Genomic DNA, 15,510 nt, shown 5'->3' with positions numbered 1-15,510 from the left:
ACCCTGGAGCCGCCTCGGGTAAAGAATGTTGCCATTGAGCCTCGCAGGGGAACAATCCGCTCTTGCGATCTAAGTTCCAACTGAAAGACTGACTGTGGCAACATAGTTGCCAAAAGATGATCTGCCTCACGAGTAATCGGACATGAAAATCCCAGTACCGGCAAACCTTTCATTTTAAACAAGACCTCACGAACAGCTTTGGTGTTCACCAGGCCTTTAGGCTTACCTATCAAAAGATACGGTATATTCCGATGATAATGAATTGTCTGGATTCGCGTCCACAACCCAAGACTCTGCTGCCCCTGTAAAGACACAGACACTCGGCCATCAATCACGGCATTGATGACTTCAATTATTATTTGGGGGTCGTCAGACCAGGGCTTTTTCTTCATAATTTAGTGTGAACTATTGCCTTTTCAGTGGTTATAACTATACTTCGCCTTTACACTGCACAGTCATAATAGCCTGTATCGTCACAAATACCACATCTCAAAAGTATTTTTCTATGGATATAAAGAAAGCCCTCACCCTTTTTGGCCACAAAACCTTTCGAGGTCAGCAAGAGGCCATCATTCGCCGTGTCATTTCGAGAAAACACTGTCTTATTCTAATGCCTACCGGTATGGGAAAATCATTGTGTTATCAGCTCCCTGCCATTATCTCAGAAAACCTCACAGTTGTCATCTCTCCACTTATCGCTCTGATGAAAGACCAGGTTGACAGCCTCTCACAACAAGGCATCGATGCGACATACATCAACTCTTCGCTCTCCAAAACGGCCCGTGAAACTCGCTACAGAAATATCAGTCAGGGTCAATATTCATTACTATTCGTTACTCCGGAACGATTCCGAAAAAAAACCTTTTTAGAGAGCCTTGCAAAACGAACTATTGACTATCTTGCTGTAGACGAAGCCCATTGTATCAGCCAGTGGGGCCACGATTTCAGACCAGACTACACGCGAATCAGTGAGTTTCGCCAACTTTTAGGCAACCCCACAACCATTGCGCTCACTGCGACAGCCACCCCATCGGTTCAGCAGGATATTATCCGGCAACTTGGCCTCCATGAAAATGAGGTTAAGATCTATCTCGATGGCATTAACCGCCCCAATTTACATTTACAGGTAAAAAAAGTTTGGGAGTTGCCCAGCAAGATTGATCATATTATCAAATTACAAAAAACAGTCCCGGGAAATGGTATCGTCTATTTCGCCTTAATCAAAACCCTGGAGGCTTGCAGCAATCATCTCCAGGAAAAAGGTATTAATCATCTAGTCTATCATGGCCGCCTCGAACCAAAACAACGCGCCAAACTCCAAGATAAATTCATGCATGGTGAAAACAATTTAATCCTGGCAACGAACGCCTTTGGAATGGGCATTGATAAAGACAATATTCGCTACGTAATCCATGCCGAAATACCGGCAAGCCTTGAAGGCTATTATCAGGAAATTGGTCGAGCCGGACGCGATGGGAAGCCGTCCAAATGCCTCCTTCTCTACGATGAGCAGGACCTGCTTATCCAAATGGACTTTATCAAATGGAGTAATCCGGAAGCAGACCTGTACAGAAGGGTATATTCCCTGCTGAAAGATGACCCGGACCCAATAAACGCCTATGGTGTTGAGGGGCTTAAAGAGAGCATTGTCAAGAACCGAGGCGATTTTCGTTTAGAAACCGTATTCAGTATTTTTGACCGCTACGGTGTTACCAGAGGTTCTCTCGACCAGAAAAATCTAGCCGTCTGCTCCGAACTCCCTCAGCATCTTGCTGACGATGAGGCCCTTAAATATAAGCTGCTGCAGGACCAGAAAAACCTCCAATCGATGGTTGAGTACGCAAACACAAAAGAGTGCCGAAACATCGTAATTCATCGGTATTTCGGCCTCACTCACAGCCAACCCTGCGGCACCTGTGACTGCTGTCTAAAACAAGACTCCAGGTATGATTGCAACAAAACAAGACCTTGCCTGAACACCGTTTCCTGAGTTATCAGGCTTATGACAATACAGCTGCTTTCTGCAAAATCATAAAAAAATCCGGGATGAACAATAAGGGAATGCCTTTCCAGAAGATCCAGACAACACGCTTCATCTGTAATAGGTGCCGGTAGCTGAATAATCGCATACCACCCGCCCTCTCGGAGGTGCGTACGCAGTGTGGTCTGGGTCAGGAGAAAGCGTTCATTGGCCTCAATCCGCGCCATAATCTGCTGCTGAATTGCTGCCTGACCGGCAAACATTAAGGGCGCACCATGCTGAATCATCCCGCCCACAGAAAGGTAGGTGTCGGCAATAAACTCCAAACGATCTTTCGCCTCTATCTTCAGAGCCTCCGGCCCACCCACATGAATCCAGCTGAGCTTTGCCTGAGGCAGGGCCAGGATCTTGGAGAAGCCGCTCAGGGTAAAAGTCAAAGACGCACTGTTGTTTATCAGGGATAACGGCTTACCAGGTCTGGCAGGATTTTTATAATCAAGAAACACCTCATCGACAATCAGGGCGAGTTTATGCCTTTGACAGAGTGCGTTAAGTCGCCGAAGCTCTTCGGAGGTGATATATGAGCCAGTCGGATTATTAGGGTTCACCACGACAATGGCCTTCGTCAAACTGGAAACCATTAACTCCAGAGACTCGAAATCAATGCGCCATTGGCCGTCGCCGTCCAGCCCTAACCCATAGTGAGCCGTAGTGACGTTTTCCAGGCTCGCCAGGAAATCAAAAAGTGGGTAACTGGGGGCTGGCACCAAGAGCTCATCACCGGGATCAGTCAGCAAGTTCAACAAAAAACTGTAGGCCTCACTGGTGCTGGCGGTCAGGAAAAGATCGTCGGCATCACAACTTCCGTGATCATTATCACGATAATATTGACAAATGGCCTCCCTTGCCTGAAGCATACCCCTTGCCGAAGGCTCATAGGGCTCACAATTGCCAAAGCTGGTGTTTTTTTGAAAATACTCAAAAGAAAACATGGCTTTGGTTGGATTGGACTGCGTTAGATCGAAGATCTGCTCGCCAGCGGCTTTTTTAGCCTGTAGGAGCCTGGTAAAGTCATTCGGCTCGAGGGTTTCAGGCAATCGAGATGAAAACATGCGCAACTAAGACCCCTCTGGGCTTACGAGAAAAGGGGCGTTACACGTACAGCCCACGACTGAAACATTAAGCTTGCCCAGATCAAACCTTCTCACCACAGAGGGTGCGGAGATCTGGAGATTCTGCAAAATATTTATAAAACAGGGGCACCGTTTCAATCCCCTTAAAAAGATTGATGAGCCCAAAATGTTCATTTGGCGAGTGAATGGCGTCACTGTCCAGGCCAAATCCAAGTAATATAGTCTTCAGCCCCAGCTCTGCTTCAAATAAGGCGACAACTGGAATACTGCCTCCACCGCGAACAGGAACAGGTTCTTTGCCAAATACTTCTCTTACTGCCCGACATGCGGCACGATAGGCCGGCAGATCATCCTGGATACACCATGGTTCTCCACCATGATGCGGTGTGACGGTAACTTTGACCGTTTTCGGTGTAATACCCTTGATATGGTCAATAAATAGTTGTGATATTTGGGGCGATGACTGATTAGGAACCAGCCGCATTGATATTTTTGCAAAGGCCTTGGCCGGCAGGACAGTTTTTGCCCCTTCACCGGTATAACCAGACCAGATCCCGTTTACATCAAGTGAGGGCCGGATGCCAACTCGCTCCATAACCGAATAACCAGCCTCCCCGGTTACCTCAGCAATGTCCAGAGTCTGTTTATATCTATCCAAATCAAAAGGAGCCTGGGCTAACTGATGACGTTCGGCAGAAGACAACTCTTCAACGTCATCATAAAACCCCGGGATGGTAATCCGGCCGGCATCGTTTATCAACGAAGCAATCAGGGTGCTCAGCACCTGAGCTGGGTTGGCAACCGCACCACCATACAGTCCCGAATGCAGATCACGATTTGCCCCGGCAACTTCCATTTCAATATAACTCAAGCCCCGAAGCCCTGTCATAATTGAAGGTTCATCGAGAGATATCATGCCCGTATCAGAAACAAGAACAATATCCGCCGCTATTTTTTCCCGGTGCTCCTTTAAAAAATTGCCCAGGTGGGTTGAGCCAACCTCCTCCTCCCCTTCAGCAATAAGCTTGACATTGCAGGGCAGTGACCCGGTTTGCACCATCTGTTCAATGGCCTTGACATGGATAAACAGCTGGCCCTTATCATCACTGGCTCCCCGTGCGTAAATTTTCCCGTCACGAATCTCTGGTTCAAAGGGCGGTGTTGTCCACAAATCCAAAGGATCAGGCGGCTGTACGTCATAATGTCCATAGACCAGCACAGTTGGCAGCTCTGGATCGATAATTTTCTGACCATAAACCACAGGGTGTCCGCCAGTTTGTAAAACCTCCACTTGCTCCAGCCCGGCCTTGATGAGTAAACCTTTAATAGTCTCAGCACAGCGGCTCACATCTTGTTTCCGCGCTGAATCGGCACTGATCGAAGGAATACGCAAGAGGTCAAAAAGCTCTTCAATAATTTTCCCGCGATTATCGTTTAAATAGTTCTGCATTACTATCTCCCGTTGGTGAACAAAATACCTTCACCCCAACAATTAACCTTCAGACCTCAATCAGCTCTAATTCGGCATTGCTTTAAATACTCGGATATTAGATAATTAGAAACCTGTCCTAAGGTGGACAGAGGTGCAATTGTAACCTGAAAAATTAAGTTAAGGAACCAAAATGGAACGACTAGACCCTTGTATTGCCAACGGCCCAGAGAGCGAAACTGACGATATTCTGAAAATTGCCGGGCGAGCGGCTCTGGTCAGTGGCAAGATAATTAAAGAACTCTATGGCAAACCTCATCAAATTCGGCACAAAGGTGCAATTGACCTGGTCACAGAGGCAGATGTTGCTTCAGAAAAAGCAATATTAGAAATTATAACAAAAGCCTTTCCAGACCACACTATCCTTGCAGAAGAGTCCAAGGCCGCTTACAGCGATATTCCGCACGGACCAACCTGGATAATCGACCCCTTGGACGGTACCACTAATTTTGCCCATAGTTTTCCTTTTTTTGGTGTTTCCATCGGCTATACTTTAGGCAAAGAACTGCAGGCGGGGCTTATTTTCTGCCCCATTCAAAACGAACTTTTTTGCAGCATCAAAGGTAAAGGGGCCTGGCTTAATGGCACGCAGGTTTACGTAACCCCTGAAAAAAAACTCCAGAACTCTCTGGTCGGAACCGGTTTCCCTTATGATGTTCTTGGAACACTTGAACAGGTTACCCAGGCAATGCGCAATGTACTGCCCCAGGTCCAGGATTTGCGCCGGGCCGGAGCCGCTGCCATAGACCTTGCCTATGTAGCCTGCGGTCGCCTCGATGGCTTCTGGGAGATGAACCTCAAGCCCTGGGACAGTGCCGCAGGGGCCCTTCTGGTTAGTGAAGCCGGAGGCAGACTTTCTACTTTTTCTGGCAAGCCTTTCAGCCCATTTTTCCCTGAAATTATCGCCAGCAACAGCCATATTCACAGTCAACTGGTAGAACTCCTTTCATAATACCGTTTATAATTTCCAAAGCCTAATCCTCTAAAGAGGAATAAAAAATATACGGTTTTTCAAGAAATCCCATAACTGTTGATGCACGTTGTTTATTTCAAAGCAACGTATGGATTTCTTTTGACAAATAAAATGATAATAATTCCTAGATTGCCTAATATCTTCATTGACAATTTCTTTCATTCTTCCGTATACTCAAATTAAGGGAACCGTAAGCACGTCTTTCGGTGGAACCTGTCACTTGTGAGGAATAATAGTATGCGCGAAACTGACTACCTTAAAGAAAACAAGAAGGCCCTGGATCTCCTTAAACGAATTGCACGATTCAGTGCCTTTGATGATCAGGAGCTCGCCTCATTTTTGGAAGTTGGCAAACTAAAAGAGTATGAGGCTGGAGAAACCATCATCAAAAAAGGGGAGATCGACCACTGGGTCTACTTTCTAGTCTCTGGCGAAGTGAAAATTGTCAAAGGCGAAAAAACCTTTGCAGTGCTTAAAACCGGCGGCGATCTCTTTGGAGAAATGGGCGTTATAGATGGCTCCCCACGCTCTGCCAGTGTCTGGGCCCTTACCAAAACAATGGTGCTTGGCCTTGATTGCGGCAACATAGATGCAACACGTAAAGAGTCGACAACAATTTTTCGATACACAATTTTTCGCCTTTTTGCTGAATCACTGGCCGAACGCTTGAGGGTTACTAATGAAGAGGTGCTACGGATGCAGCGGGAGATCAAGGAAAAGGACGCCTTAATAGCCAAGATTACAGGCAAGGACGCCGACGAAGAAACTCTCTGGGTCTAGGTGTTTAGAAGGTTTTCTCTGTTAGAATAAATAACAGATTTAATTTTACGCTTTGCTGTTATCCTTTTTCAATCAGCACCGACCAGGCGCCATCATCAAGCTGATTTCTGGACAAGATTTTATGGCCTTCTTTTTCTGCTGAGCCAGGGACATTGTTGATCGGCGGGCCATCATCAAGAATGATTTCAAGAATTTGGCCCGCCCCTAGTTTGGCCAGTTCAACCTTCGCATAGACCAGGTTCATCGGGCAACCAACTCCTCGACAATTTTTTGTTACAGCCGGATGGTACGTGGAAGCTGTCATTATCGCCACCTCCATAGGTAATGGTTTTTTCATGACTTGGGGTTGAGTAATAATCTGTATCTCTTCCGGATCAACAACTCCCTTGTTTATCCTAAATGATTTCACAACAGTTCCGCCGTCGGCAAGGGAAATAATGACGTAGCTGACGTCGGGGTCAAAGGCCAGCCGGATATCTTCTACTGACGGACGGGCAGCTGTTTCCGGATGACTGTGGTACACCGCACAAAGTTTTAGGCCCTGCTCACGCATATCTTTAATGGCGGCAAACTGCTCTTTGGGATCCATGGTAAAATGGTCAGCCGCTTTGTCCTTATTATTCAACGCATAATAGTTTGTTACAACCCCGTTTTTAGCTGCCAAGTAACCGCAGGCCTCATAAGGCAGTTCATCTTGGGAATGCTGAACAATTGCATTGATGATTGATTGTAAAATTTTCATGATGGTCTCGAATCACGCCTTATGCGGAAGAGAACAGACAGTTTGCTCATAATCCACGAGCTCTGTAATTGTCGGAGCCTCTCCGCAAACGGGACAGTCGGCTTGGCGCTTAATCTTGATTTTTCTGAAATTCATGGTTTTGGCATCAAAGGTCAGGAGTGTATTTGTTAAAAGAGTACCGGCCTGGGTGATATACTTGAGGGCCTCGGCTGCCTGAATAGTGCCGAGCATACCGGCAATTGCTCCAAGTACCCCGGCCTGTGAACAGGTTGGCACTGCATCAGGCGGGGGAGGCTTGCGAAAGGCGCAGCGGTAGCAGGCTGACTGGTGGGGTACAATAGTCATGGTCTGACCGTCAAAACGAAGAATGCCGCCATGGGAGAATGATTTGTTCTCCATAACACAGGCATCATTTACCAGGAACTTGGTTGGGAAGTTGTCGGTGCCGTCGACTACAAAATCATAGGGCTTGATAATGCCGCGAATATTATCGGCACAAAGAAACTCCTGATAGGTGCGGACTTCAATATCCGGGTTGATTGCCAACATCTTCTCTTTTGCCGATAGTACTTTTGGACTATTAATGTCCTTTGTGAAATGAACGATCTGGCGCTGGAGATTGGATATCTCAACAGTATCATTGTCAATTATGCCGATCGTTCCAACTCCCGCCGCTGCCAGATAGAGCGCAACAGGCGCCCCAAGGCCACCAGCCCCGACAATAAGGACTTTGGCCTTCAGCAAATTTTCCTGCCCTTCAACGCCAACGTCCTGAAGAAGTATGTGACGACTGTATCGTTCGAGTTGTTCGTGGGTAAAGTCTATCATACTGTTCGCAGTCCTTTTTCCAAGTCATCCTGTAAGTCTTCAATATCTTCAATACCAACTGAAAGGCGCAGCATCGTCGGGCGCACCCCTAACTCAATTTTTCGGGTAACAGAAAATTCAGAAAAGATTGTTGAAGATGGGTGCAGAATTAATGTCTTATTATCATTAACATTGGTTGCCCGGCGGATGATGCGCATTGCATCCATAAAGGCAAAACAGCTCTCTTTACTTTCCAGGTCAAAGGTCAGAAGACCCCCAAATTTGTTATTAAATTGCTGCCGGGCAATCGAATAGCAGGCAGAGCTTTCCAGGCCCGGGTAATCAACAGACTTTACTTCTGTTTTATTGTCTAAAAACCTGGCCAGCTCCAGGGCATTCTGGCAGCTTTTATCTATCCGCAAAGCCATGGTTTCCAGCCCCAAACTCTGCAGGTAGGCATTGTGAGGGGACATGCAGGCCCCGACATTTCTATAGATCTCCCGGCGCATGGCGGCAAGGAAGGCAAATTGTCCGGCGGTCTTTGTCCAACTGTTCAATTTTGCAGAACATGTCCAGTCGAAGTTTCCGGTATCGATGATGATGCCGCCGACGGAGGTAGCGCCGCCTGAAATATATTTTGTACTTGAAAGAATTTCGATATCCACCCCAACATTTTTGCTGTTGAACAGGTAGGGGGTCGTAACAGTGTTGTCCAGAACCAAGGGGATTCGTTTTTCTCGAGTGATCCTACTAATAGCTTTGCAGTCGACCACTTCCAGCTGGGGATTGGTTATGCTCTCCAAAAATACCGCGCTGGTCTTGGAATCGATGGCATTGGCAACCTGCGCCGGGTCTGACATGTCAACCAGCCGGACCTCCAACCCCCAGGGCTGCAGGGTCTTTTCAAAAAGAGAGAGGGTGTTGCCGAAAATATGCGGCGAAGTAACAATATTGGCGCCAGCGCCTGCCAGAGTCAGAATTGTGTTGCTGATTGCCGCCATGCCCGAGGCCACCGCGAGTGCAGCACGCCCTCCCGACAACTGCAGAATTTTTTGTTCAAGATCTTCCGTTGTCGGATTGGTGATCCGGCTATAGGTATGGGCAGGTTTTTTGCCCTCAAAGGCAAGTTGTATGTCCCGGCTGCTCTCCTGTTCAAAGGCAACAGAATCATAGACCGGTACTCGCAGAGAGCCATGCAGATCACGCCCTGCACTGCCTGCGTGAATTGCTTTGGTCGTAAACCCTTTCACGAAAAGGCGCCTCCACCCATGAAGTACAAGAAATCAAGTTCATCACCATCACTAACTACCTGGTCCTGGTATTGACTTCGATCGATAATTTCACCGTTCAGCTGCACAGAAACCATGTCGGGCGACTCAACCTTTTTAATTATGAGAAGTTCCGAAATAGATACCCCACTTTTCTCTAGCTGCTCATCCTCTCCATTTATTCTGATCTGCATACCTGCCTCCTTCATTCTTCGCGCATCGCTGAATACGACCACCATAAGACCCTAACGTTTTTTTTAAATGCCCCACCAGTTAAGACAACATCGCGGGAAATCTGAAATGCTCCAGCGCCCCCTAATAAAATCAACTACCTACAGAGTGTCACGGGGATGTCGATCTGGTTTTCGCGAGACCATTAATTAAAGCAGTGCCGCATCTTTCCAAAGTTTTGAGTTCTGCAAAGGCAGTTGCGATGACTGCTTTTCACTGCTCAAGACTACCGAAGTTTCCACCTTACCAACACCAGGAATTTCAATGAGTGTATCAATGATAAAGTTGCGATACTCCCTTATTGAGGGGGAAACGATTTTTAACAGATAATCATAATTACCAGAAATATTGTAACATTCCTGGATATTGGCAAGGCTGCGCACATGGGTCAAGAACGCTTCAGTCGTGGCCCTGTCATGCGGACTGAGTGTAACAAAAACAAAGGTTACAATCTCGAGCCCAACCTTCTGTTCATCAATCACCGCCGTTATGCGTTTAATCACACCAGTCTCTTTCAGCCGCTTGGTTCGTCCCAGACACGCTGAAGGTGAGAGGCCAACCTGTTTTGCCAGTTCTGCATTAGTAATTGTGGCATCTTTTTGCAAATGCGTGAGTATGGCCAAATCAACATCGTTATAGACGGGGCTTGATTGTTCGTTGAACATTATGTCATTCCCTGATTTTTTTAATCTGCAACACAATCTCTTTATTGCATAATATTTACAATATATGCAGTTGTCAAGAATTTAATTCTGTTATTTGTAGAATAACAGTCATATATGCTCATGTCTATCAATAATTCAGCACAATGAAGGTTATGTAATCCTGATAACCAAAGATTTGTAATCATCACACGCCGACCAACTCGATATCGCCCCAAGCTCCAAGTTGCTCTCCACAAATGATAACGATACCGACAATCCCTTCAATGGCCGCTCCTATTTCAAGGGCCAGATCAATCTCTTGGCTATTTCTCGTTTCATTTCCCAGTCTGGTGGCCACAGCATCGGCCAGGGCAGTAGAGCGCGCTAAAACTGTAACCGCATCTGCCTGCCCGAGACTCAAAGAGTGCCCAACTGTTGCTGAGGATGTACACACTCCTGTCGGCATCTGTGATGCCTTCACCAAAACACCGACCTTATTACTCAGCGGTGAAGCACCGGCAAAAATTGCAATCCGGCAATCCTGACTTCGCTGCAGAAAAATATCGCCGCCATTTTCAACTACAATCTCCTGCACCCCGTGCTCCCGCACCAAGATCTCACCAATATATTGAGCTGTCACCCCGGCCACAGCTGCCATGGGACCGACTCCTGCTTTTTCGGAGGCTCGCATCATATCTTTTACTACCGCCGGGGCCGTTGGATCAAAGGCAAGCGGTTTCAGACTTTGTAAAAATTCAGGATAGTGTGCTATATAGTTTTCCAGCTGATTTCTGAGTTCAAAAACATGGTGTAAAGCCTTGCTCCGCACATCTTTTGTGGCAAGAATATGAAGATCTGTTTCTCGCACCTGAACCTCAAAGGAGACCAGCCCGCTCCTATCCACTCGATTTCGATAGTTTCTTTGGCGATATGAGCCCGGTGAAGGTTTGTTCTTTTTTTGTTTAGACGGCAATGCTATAGTCTCTTGGGCTTTGGGTTATTCCTCATTATTAAAAACAACCAATCTAATGAAAAAACAGTTACTTATATTTACCCGCTATCCTGAACCAGGTAAAACAAAAACCAGACTCGTTCCCGCACTTGGTGATGACGGTGCGGCTCAGTTACATCGCCAGATGGCGGAAAGAACGGTTTCGATGGCCGCCTCTTTCGCCAAGGCTCATGATTGCGCCTTAACGATTTATTATCAGGGCGGCCGTGTAAGCTCCATGAAAAACTGGCTGGGCGACCATGCCTATCAAGAACAATATCCAGGAGATTTAGGGCAAAGGCTCGTCCAGGGCTTTAAAACATCTTTTCTGGCAAAAAACAGCTCCGTTATCGCCGTTGGCACAGACTGCCCCGGCCTGGGCAATGATCTGCTCGTCAAGGCCTTTGCGGCCCTCCCTAAAGCTGATGTTGTACTTGGCCCAGCTTTTGACGGCGGTTATTACCTTATCGGGCTCAGCAGGCTGCACGCAGAGCTCTTTACAGATATTGATTGGGGAACAGGATCAGTCCTGTCACAAACCTTACAAAAAGCAGATCAAAATAACCTGACCAGTACCATACTGGAGCCGCTTCATGACATTGATCGACCAGAAGATATCAAACATCTCAGTTATCATTCCTTGCCGGAATGAGGAAGCAAATATTGCCAAAGCTATTCAATCAGCCGCGCCAGAGGCTTTTGAAATCATCGTCGTTGATAGCGGCAACGATTCCAGCGCCAGAATTGCCAGCCAGCTTGGCTGTAACGTTTTAACTGCCCCACCAGGGCGAGCATCTCAGATGAACGCCGGGGCTACAGCAGCCTCAGGCGAAATCCTCCTTTTCCTGCACAGCGACACGGTTTTACCAACTGGTTACTCTGTGCAGATAAACAAAATTCTCCGGCATCCCAACTGTGCATGCGGGGCCTTTCAGCTTCATATCAACCAGTCAGGCCTGGCTATCAGGCTCATTGAGCTCTGCACCAATATTCGAGCCAAACTCTTCAGCATGCCCTATGGCGATCAAGCCATTTTTATCCATAAATCACTGTTTGATTCGGTCGGTGGCTACCGGGATGTACCTTTTCTTGAGGACGTCCTGCTTATAAAAACCATGCAACGCCGAGGTACGATTACCCTTGCCAAACAGAAAGTAACAACCTCAGGACGTCGGTGGCAAAGAGATGGAGTACTGAAGACAACTTTAACCAACCGGCTCATCATGCTCGGTTTTCTACTCGGAGCCTCCCCGGAGCGTCTTCAGCACTGTTACAGGATCACTAAGAAATGAGGAGATGGCAGGCTTTTTAGGGACGAGTTCCTTTTTCAGTTCTTTATCTTGAATAAAGGAGGTCATATAATTGGAACTCATCATTAAGTAGGGTGAGCATAATGACTTGTGGATAATGGGGTTAGTCGTCGAGAAAATTCCCGCCAGACCCATAAAAATCAAAGTGGCCAGAAATACCGCCTTTGCCAGTCCGAAAACAGCACCCATAGTACGATCAAACCAGCCCAAAAAAGTAACCTGCATAACTTTTTTCAAGCCCAGGCCTAGAAGCATAACCGCCACATAGGTGAGCAAAAAGAGTACCGTATAGGTAACAACAAAGCGAAGTTGAGGATCTTTTAACCACGCACTGGTATACTGTGAGAAAACGGGGTAATATCTGCCGGCGGCCAGGTAACCAAAAACGAGTGCCAACACAAAAGCAAGCTGGCGTACAAAGCCTATCCAAACACCCCTTACAATAAAACCAATAAGTATGACTATAACTCCGATATCTAAAACGGTCACGGCGTATCCTTTGAAAATGTTAGGCTGTAGGCTACAGATAGTTTATGTTTTTCGGCATCGCCACCATAATTGACCTTTTCATTTAAAATAGCAAGCGCTTTTAAGGGTATACATTCGTGCTCGAAATACTCATTCCCGAACAGCTTCAGACCTGTCGGGATATTTTCCCAAATGCCGCCTTTCACCTTAAGGCAATTGATCTTGAACTTCTCAACGAGCACATTCTCAGTGCGGAGAAACGGTTCGTCCACAGCCACTTAAGCCCGTCCGAACAAGAACGTTTTTTCTCCTTTAAATATCGTAAACGTCAGGTTGAATGGCTTGGTGGCCGAGTCGCTGCCAAGAAAGCCTTAAGAGGGCTTCTTGCTGCCTTGAATTACACTACCCCTGAAATGACCGACCTTTCAATTAATTCTACTCCGGAGGGGCGCCCCTTTCTGCAATCACACCTCGTAACATTGCCAGTCGACATCTCAATATCCCATAGTGGGAACCGGGCAACCGCCTTGGCAGCAACCAAATGCTTGTGCGGTATCGATATTCAGGAGATAACCAAAACTATCAGCAAGGTGAAATCCCGTTTTATCACTCCACCTGAAGAGCAAAGCATACGACAACTCCCTTGCCTGCGCAGCTTTGACGAAGAAACGCCTCTGGCCTTAATCTGGTCGGCAAAAGAAGCCTTCAGGAAGGGAGTTCCCAACAAACCGGTTCTTGGTTTTAGCGAAGTAACTCTAAGGGAAGTAACCGGCACGGTCAGCCAGGGGTTCCTGGGTATTTTTGATTGTAATCGGCCGGGAGTAGCTGGCCCGTTGAAGGTATTTTTTACTTTATCTGGTCAATTTGCTATTGCAATAACATGCACAACACTAACTCCGATGTTGCGCAACGATGGCCTGAAACGATCAGTCGTAAAGCCCTAATCAACCTCTACCTGGCAAAAGGAAGTATGCTTGAACGCCGGGGCGTCAGGATTGCCTGGCTCTCAACATCTCAAAAAAAAAGCAGGGGTACACTATGAAACCCGTAAATGAACTATTCCGTACCATCAAGCCGTTAAAAAGTTTGTTATGGAGCATCTTGCTTTTGGTGGGTGGCAAGAGCAGAAAGGGATTTCTTAACCGGACCACTCTTTGCGTACATAACTCATCAATCCCCCAACATATCTCTTGTAGCTTGCTCTTTACAATTTGGGCAGAACGTATGGGATACATCGGTCCCGCTTTTTTGATGAAGATACTCTTCCATCCGCATCCATTTTCCTTTACCTGGTTCCGAGCCCTTATCATCTCGGATGCTTTTGCAGTACATACAGACAGGTAGAATATTTTCATAAAATTTCACTTTCTGAAAGGCTTCTTGTTTGGCGAGACAGCGAGTTGTCCGTAACAATAACTCTTCGGTATCACATGGTTTGAGAAGATAGTCATCAGCACCGAGACGGAGTGCCTCGATAGCTGAGGTCATGTCACCGTAACCGGTAAGAATTATTGCGATAATGTCCGGATTTGTTTTCTTTGCCTCGTTCAGTACTGCTATTCCGTCAGCGCCAGGCATAGCGAGATCGCTAATGACTATATCAAAAGGACTGTTCTGTAATTTCTTGATAGCTTCTTCACCACTTGCGGCAGTCATTACTTCGTACCCTTCCTCCTCAAAGTCTTTACATAGCATCATCAGAATGCTCTCTTCATCATCATCAACTATCAAAATTTTATTGTTCAGCATGAGAAATCCCCTCAATCGGTAAAATTACAGAAAATGTCGCCCCTTTACCAGGCTCACTTTCCACCGTGATCTTTCCGCCGTGCTCTTTGATTATCCCATAACTGATTGGTAACCCCAGGCCAGTTCCTTTCATTGCGGCTTTTGTAGTAAAAAATGGTTCAAAGATACGATCCATGTTCTCAGCTGTTATCCCGCAACCCGTGTCATGAAAACGGATAACCACATTGTTTTCCAGTGTATCAGTCTCAATAGTAATAGTACCACCTTGGGCACAGGCATCTGAAGCATTGTTTAGCAGATTCAAGAAAACTTGTTTGAGCTGATCGGCTACAACCATAATTTGCGGCAGGTTCACTGCATATTTTTTTTCAACTGTAATCTTCCTTGTATGGAATTGTTTCTTGGCAAGCAGGAGTATGCTGTCCAGCGAATTATGAATGTTCACAGGAGCTTTTCTGCTTGAGGTCGGTCGGTTGAAATCCTGTAGGCTTTTTATAAGGTCTTTCATCCGGTTGCATTCAGTTATTGCCATGTCAACCAGTTCCTGGTCATCTTTACCTAGTTCAACTCTTCTATTAACTCCACGAATAATGCCCATGACACCTTGTAGAGGATTATTAAATTCATGCGCTATGGAAGCTGAAAGATTGCCAATTGCGCTCATTTTCTCAGCGTGAAGCAACTGTTCATATGTTTTTTGCAACTCTAAGGTTCTAGCCTGCACACGCTGCTCGAGTTCACTATGGGCTTTCCGTAGCGCTTCTGTCGTCATTTTTTGCTCGGTAATATCAGTATGTGTTCCGATCATTCGCAAAGGTTTGCCATCAGCTGTCCAGGCGATAACCTTTCCTCTGGCCAACACCCACTTGTAGGTATTGTCTCTGCATAATATCCGATGTTCGTTCAGGTAAATTGTGGTTTTGTTATCCATATGCTTTTGAATA

Annotated in this window: 18 protein-coding genes and 1 pseudogene; 6 read left to right on the top strand and 13 right to left on the bottom strand. The window is 46.5% G+C overall.

Going from position 1 to position 15,510, the window contains the following annotated elements; translation table 11 throughout:
- Window positions 1-392, bottom strand: a 392-nt coding sequence (locus tag HQK80_11285) for a hypothetical protein (GenBank protein MBF0222790.1), incomplete at its 3' end; no start/stop codon positions are given.
- A 113-nt stretch (window positions 393-505) separates the two neighbouring features.
- Between HQK80_11285 and HQK80_11280 the strand changes: the two genes are divergently transcribed.
- Window positions 506-1,990: an ATP-dependent DNA helicase RecQ gene (locus HQK80_11280; GenBank protein ID MBF0222789.1), complete on the top strand. Its 1,485-nt coding sequence runs from the start codon at window positions 506-508 to the stop codon at window positions 1,988-1,990.
- On the opposite strand, the gene HQK80_11275 is transcribed toward HQK80_11280, so the two are convergent.
- Together HQK80_11275 and HQK80_11270 are read right to left on the bottom strand one after the other, a co-directional pair.
- Window positions 1,894-3,093 carry a pyridoxal phosphate-dependent aminotransferase gene (locus HQK80_11275; protein MBF0222788.1) on the bottom strand — a complete coding sequence of 400 codons (1,200 nt, stop codon included), beginning with the start codon at window positions 3,091-3,093 and terminating at the stop codon, window positions 1,894-1,896. The genes HQK80_11280 and HQK80_11275 overlap by 97 nt on opposite strands.
- Window positions 3,094-3,175: 82 nt before the next feature.
- Complete coding sequence (locus HQK80_11270) at window positions 3,176-4,564, bottom strand: dipeptidase (GenBank protein MBF0222787.1); 1,389 nt, start codon at window positions 4,562-4,564, stop codon at window positions 3,176-3,178.
- 172 nt (window positions 4,565-4,736) lie between these two features.
- Between HQK80_11270 and HQK80_11265 the strand changes: the two genes are divergently transcribed.
- Window positions 4,737-5,555 (top strand): inositol monophosphatase, encoded by an 819-nt coding sequence (locus HQK80_11265; GenBank protein MBF0222786.1) that lies wholly within the window; start codon window positions 4,737-4,739, stop codon window positions 5,553-5,555.
- 258 nt (window positions 5,556-5,813) lie between these two features.
- A complete protein-coding gene (locus HQK80_11260; protein MBF0222785.1) occupies window positions 5,814-6,356 on the top strand; it encodes a cyclic nucleotide-binding domain-containing protein in 543 nt (180 codons plus the stop codon).
- 58 nt (window positions 6,357-6,414) lie between these two features.
- Here HQK80_11260 and HQK80_11255 read toward each other — a convergent pair whose 3' ends face one another.
- The 7 genes and pseudogenes from HQK80_11255 to HQK80_11225 all read right to left on the bottom strand — a co-directional run bounded on the left by HQK80_11255 (window position 6,415) and on the right by HQK80_11225 (window position 11,021).
- Entirely contained in the window at window positions 6,415-6,693 is a 279-nt protein-coding gene (locus HQK80_11255) for a sulfurtransferase TusA family protein (protein MBF0222784.1), read from the bottom strand.
- Between the two features lie 9 nt (window positions 6,694-6,702).
- Window positions 6,703-7,098 (bottom strand): annotated as a pseudogene (locus HQK80_11250) (M67 family metallopeptidase).
- Between the two features lie 12 nt (window positions 7,099-7,110).
- A complete protein-coding gene (locus HQK80_11245) occupies window positions 7,111-7,923 on the bottom strand; it encodes a HesA/MoeB/ThiF family protein (protein MBF0222783.1) in 813 nt (270 codons plus the stop codon).
- Window positions 7,923-9,155: an O-acetylhomoserine aminocarboxypropyltransferase/cysteine synthase gene (locus HQK80_11240; GenBank protein ID MBF0222782.1), complete on the bottom strand. Its 1,233-nt coding sequence runs from the start codon at window positions 9,153-9,155 to the stop codon at window positions 7,923-7,925. Before HQK80_11240 ends, HQK80_11245 begins: the two co-directional genes overlap by 1 nt.
- A complete protein-coding gene (thiS, locus tag HQK80_11235) occupies window positions 9,152-9,367 on the bottom strand; it encodes a sulfur carrier protein ThiS (protein ID MBF0222781.1) in 216 nt (71 codons plus the stop codon). Before thiS ends, HQK80_11240 begins: the two co-directional genes overlap by 4 nt.
- Window positions 9,368-9,553: 186 nt before the next feature.
- Entirely contained in the window at window positions 9,554-10,069 is a 516-nt protein-coding gene (locus tag HQK80_11230) for an Lrp/AsnC family transcriptional regulator (GenBank protein MBF0222780.1), read from the bottom strand.
- Window positions 10,070-10,253: 184 nt separating this feature from the next.
- Window positions 10,254-11,021 carry a UPF0280 family protein gene (locus HQK80_11225; GenBank protein MBF0222779.1) on the bottom strand — a complete coding sequence of 256 codons (768 nt, stop codon included), beginning with the start codon at window positions 11,019-11,021 and terminating at the stop codon, window positions 10,254-10,256.
- 55 nt (window positions 11,022-11,076) lie between these two features.
- On the opposite strand from HQK80_11225, the gene HQK80_11220 reads away from it, so the two are divergent.
- Window positions 11,077-11,691 carry a TIGR04282 family arsenosugar biosynthesis glycosyltransferase gene (locus HQK80_11220; GenBank protein ID MBF0222778.1) on the top strand — a complete coding sequence of 205 codons (615 nt, stop codon included), beginning with the start codon at window positions 11,077-11,079 and terminating at the stop codon, window positions 11,689-11,691.
- Window positions 11,633-12,331: a TIGR04283 family arsenosugar biosynthesis glycosyltransferase gene (locus HQK80_11215; protein ID MBF0222777.1), complete on the top strand. Its 699-nt coding sequence runs from the start codon at window positions 11,633-11,635 to the stop codon at window positions 12,329-12,331. The genes HQK80_11220 and HQK80_11215 overlap by 59 nt, the downstream gene beginning before the upstream one ends.
- Here the strand turns inward: HQK80_11215 and HQK80_11210 are convergent.
- Complete coding sequence (locus tag HQK80_11210; GenBank protein ID MBF0222776.1) at window positions 12,275-12,838, bottom strand: CvpA family protein; 564 nt, start codon at window positions 12,836-12,838, stop codon at window positions 12,275-12,277. The genes HQK80_11215 and HQK80_11210 overlap by 57 nt on opposite strands.
- Window positions 12,839-12,954: 116 nt before the next feature.
- On the opposite strand from HQK80_11210, the gene HQK80_11205 reads away from it, so the two are divergent.
- Window positions 12,955-13,761 carry a 4'-phosphopantetheinyl transferase superfamily protein gene (locus tag HQK80_11205; protein ID MBF0222775.1) on the top strand — a complete coding sequence of 269 codons (807 nt, stop codon included), beginning with the start codon at window positions 12,955-12,957 and terminating at the stop codon, window positions 13,759-13,761.
- A 226-nt stretch (window positions 13,762-13,987) separates the two neighbouring features.
- Here HQK80_11205 and HQK80_11200 read toward each other — a convergent pair whose 3' ends face one another.
- Together HQK80_11200 and HQK80_11195 are read right to left on the bottom strand one after the other, a co-directional pair.
- The gene (locus HQK80_11200) at window positions 13,988-14,566 is read right to left on the bottom strand and encodes a response regulator (GenBank protein ID MBF0222774.1); all 579 of its coding nucleotides are present in this window, start codon (window positions 14,564-14,566) and stop codon (window positions 13,988-13,990) included.
- The gene (locus HQK80_11195) at window positions 14,553-15,497 is read right to left on the bottom strand and encodes a PAS domain-containing protein (GenBank protein MBF0222773.1); all 945 of its coding nucleotides are present in this window, start codon (window positions 15,495-15,497) and stop codon (window positions 14,553-14,555) included. The genes HQK80_11200 and HQK80_11195 overlap by 14 nt, the downstream gene beginning before the upstream one ends.
- Window positions 15,498-15,510: the final 13 nt, after the last annotated feature.

The organism is Desulfobulbaceae bacterium, from assembly GCA_015231515.1.
Classification (GTDB): domain Bacteria; phylum Desulfobacterota; class Desulfobulbia; order Desulfobulbales; family VMSU01; genus JADGBM01.
Note: the sequence above shows the minus strand (reverse complement) of the source record. Positions and strands in the feature narration are given on the sequence as shown.